Origin of the sequence: Pseudovibrio sp. Ad37, assembly GCF_001623075.1 — a bacterium.
Classification (GTDB): Bacteria; Pseudomonadota; Alphaproteobacteria; order Rhizobiales; family Stappiaceae; genus Pseudovibrio.
The window spans coordinates 1-3,592 of sequence record NZ_LMCF01000088.1 but is presented as its reverse complement, the minus strand read 5'-3'; the positions used below and the strand labels follow the sequence as shown (position 1 = coordinate 3,592).

Genomic DNA, 3,592 nt, shown 5'->3' with positions numbered 1-3,592 from the left:
ACAATACCAAACGCCCCCATAGTGCGCTGAACTTCCGCCCACCGGCTCCTGAAGTAATCATTCCAGTAGACCAAAGGTCAGTCATGCACTAACTTTCAAACCGGACCACTCAAGTGGGGCTGATCAGGCGCGGCAAACACTCTTGTCGATATAGCGCAAAATGGCGGTACGGTTGCCGGGATCACCAATAGCCTGACTGTTTCCAGTGAAAAGAGCAGGTCGCACGAGGAAAGCTCAGCTGCGAAAGTCTCTGTGCTCAATGCTGGCAATGATCTGACCCTGATTGCGGGTGAGGATATCACCAGTAAAGGCGCTCAAATTGATGTTGGCGGGGATGCCACCCTTGATGCGGGCGGCGAGATCGTACTTGAGGCTGCCGACAACACCATGGCAAGCTCTGGGAAGAACTCGTCTAAATCCGCAGGCATCTCGGTCACAGCAGGGGTCAGCCGGACAGGTGCCGTATCTGTCAGTGCCGGGGTTAATGCCAGCATTCAAAACGGCAAACACGAAAGCGAGCAGAGCTATAAAACCAACAGCAAACTGAATGTTGCAGGTAATCTGGATCTGGCGTCCGGTGCCGACACCACGCTTAAAGGTGCGCAAGTCACCGCTAAGACGGCCGATCTGGATGTTGGTGGCGATCTGAATATCGAGAGCATTCAGGATACCGGCAGCAACTCGTCCTCCTCAGCAGGTGCTTCCGGTGGCCTCTCGGTGGACATCTTCACAGGCAATGTTTCTGGAAATCTCAGCGTCAATGGCAGCAAAGGTGAAGGCTCCAGAGCCTGGGTCACTGAGCAAACCGGTATTGTCACGGAAGAAACCCTTGAGATTGATGTGACTGGTAACACGGACCTCAAAGGCGGGCTGATTGCGTCCGACACGGACGACCTGACCCTTTCCACCCGCACACTCACCTTCAGCGATATCGACGATCATGACAAGCAGTCCAACATCGGCGGCTCTGTCGGCGTCAACTTCACCGTGCCGGGCCCCGCGGGGACAGATAAGAGCGGAGAAACCGGCCCTGAAGATCAACCTGACAATACTTCAGATCAGACCGACAGCGAGGAATCTGAGGCTGAGACATCCTATGGTGGGCAGTTTGAGGGTAGCTACGCCAACCGCGACAAACGCCAGATCACCCGCGCTACGGTCAGAGAAGGCGAGATCATCATCCGCGATGAGGACAAGCAGCAAGAACTCGAAGACAGTGGCGAGACGGAGAGTATTGATGAACTCAACCGGGATGTAGACCTCGCCCAGGAAGTCACAAAGGATGAAGAGGAGTATGTCGGTGTCTATGTATCAGATACGGCGGTAGTGGCAGTAATTGAAGCGGGCAAGAAGATCGGTGAAGTAATTGATCAAGTAAAGAAATCTCTCATCGCGAGTGAGCAGTTAAGCCCAGAAGAAGCTTCGATTGGTGCGAAGGTTTATTCGGACTTGTTGGATAAGAAGATACCGCCAGAAAGTCTTCGAGCTTGCCTTTCCAACAGCGCAAGTATTTGGGATTGGATTATACCTTCAGCATATGCTTCTACTGCATGTAGCGTTTATTCCATTCAAGAGATTAAAGCTTGTCTGAAATTCGATGACACCGTGAAATATGCAGCAGCTGAAAGCTCCGCTAATATGCTTGAGCAGTTCAATGTAGCATATGAAAATGATCCAGAAGGTCTAGAAAAGGCTTTAAAGGCTCTGGACATCCCAACAGAGATTATTTTGAAATCTGGTTTGGTCGACAAGCAAGCCTATGAAAAGTTCCAAGAAGATATTGGTGCCGCTGTTACAAAAGGAACTGATGAAGTTCTTGCAACAATCGAGCAATATTCTAATGGAGATCCCGAAAAAGCTGTTATCCTCGCAACTTTGGTCACAGGTACAGCTCTTGCGTTAGCTCCTAAGAAGACCCGCGCTAAAATTCTGGAGAAACTAAAAGAGCCTCTCAGAAAGGTTGCGAGAGAATATAAAAGAAAAAGCAAAGGCATTGTTGCAGAATATAACCCGTTAAACAAAGGTCCTCTACCAATCGATATCGTTGAGACCTTCCGTAGCGGTACTTATAATGAAGTTGTCATCACTAGGCCGACTATTCTTTATAGAGTGATTAGTGAAAATGGGAACCCAACCGGGGGATATTGGACAAGATCTAAACCTAAAGGCCCGTTTCAGTCAGTAATCGATAGTGCTCTTGATCAAAACTGGGGTAACTCCGCAACAAAGGTAATCGAGATGAAAGTCCCCGTTGGTACAAAGTTTTTTGAAGGGATTGCTGCGCAACAGAGAGGTTTGGTAGGCGGTGGTAACCAGATATACTTCGATAAGAAATTAAACCCTCTGAACCCGAGTTGGATAAGATGAAGTTAGAATGCCATTGGGAAGAAATTCATTCGTTTAGTTCACCAGGAGAGCACAAAAGATTTGTAAAGTGGATCGAAAATCAGGTGCATCAAGGTAACTGTGAAGAAATATTTGATAAAGATGAAGCTCGCGACCAATGGAGAGATCGATACTTTAAATGTAAGTCAACAGATCAGGTTTGGAAACTAGCTTGCCCTGATCCCGGTTATTTTTCTGGCTCATGGTTGCCAGTGGAGAGCCAATAGGCTTGGGTAAGTAAACATCAGATTGAGATACCAACAGTTAGAATCTTCGAACATTTTCCATAAAGAAAATAGGTGCAAAGAGTGATTATCCTTGGTTCTTCACCTTGTATACTGTCCCTCTTGAGATGCTAAGTTCACGGGTAATGACCGTTGGGCTCTGGCCCGTGGCAAGGCGTGTTTCAATCTCAGTCTTATCGATCCGCGGCGGTCGCCCCTTATAGACGCCTCTTGTTTTGGCCATCGCAATGCCTTCCGCTTGTCGCTCACGCCGCAGATTGGTTTCAAATTCAGCAAAGACAACAAGCATATCGAAGAAGGCTTTACCTGCCGCCGTTGAAGTATCGACAGGCTGTTCGGTTGCATAAAGATGCGCCCCCTTTTCTTGCAATCGCCGCGCTATAATCTGCAGGTCATGCATAGACCGGGCGAGCCGATCAATGCGGGTGACCACCAAAGTTTCATCAGGGTGGATGAAGTCCAGAATTGTCTGTAACTCAACACGGTCTTTGAGAGTGCCGCCGTTCTTCTGTTCTGTACGGATCAGATGGCAGCCAGCCGCTTCCAATGCATGAATCTGGGTATCTAGGTTCTGGTCCGTAGTAGAGGTGCGCGCATATCCGATGCGGGACGTAGATCTGTTCATTTTGGGTGTGCCATGAGCCATTTCTGTTCACTAACACATATTATACCCAAAATGAACATGGATCTATGTGCAATTGGTGTTCATTCGAGATCGTATTTTGAGTATACTCAAAATATCACCTAGTCATGCAGCTAGCTTACTTTCAAAGTCTATGCGCTGTTCCAGATCAAGCTCAAATCGGCCATAAGGATTGATGTGACTGTATATCAACGGTGTCAGACCTCGGTAATCTTCTGCGGCAAGTCGGCCAGCCCAAACAGGATCTGAAAGCACCGATTGCACCATGCGGGTGTTGACGTAAACCAGCGAGGCCTGCAACAGGTGCAAAGACAGGGCC

General features: G+C 48.5%; 3 protein-coding genes. 1 reads left to right on the top strand and 2 read right to left on the bottom strand.

Features of this window, described 5'->3' with window-relative positions:
* Positions 1-150 precede the first annotated feature (150 nt).
* Positions 151-2,367: a hemagglutinin repeat-containing protein gene (locus PsAD37_RS28565; RefSeq protein WP_206600076.1), complete on the top strand. Its 2,217-nt coding sequence runs from the start codon at positions 151-153 to the stop codon at positions 2,365-2,367.
* 330 nt (positions 2,368-2,697) lie between these two features.
* Here the strand turns inward: PsAD37_RS28565 and PsAD37_RS14560 are convergent, their stop codons facing one another.
* Both PsAD37_RS14560 and PsAD37_RS14555 read right to left on the bottom strand, forming a co-directional pair.
* A complete protein-coding gene (locus PsAD37_RS14560; protein ID WP_063296771.1) occupies positions 2,698-3,255 on the bottom strand; it encodes a recombinase family protein in 558 nt (185 codons plus the stop codon).
* Between the two features lie 123 nt (positions 3,256-3,378).
* On the bottom strand, positions 3,379-3,592 hold a 214-nt coding region (locus PsAD37_RS14555), incomplete at its 5' end, for a Tn3 family transposase (RefSeq protein ID WP_153039757.1).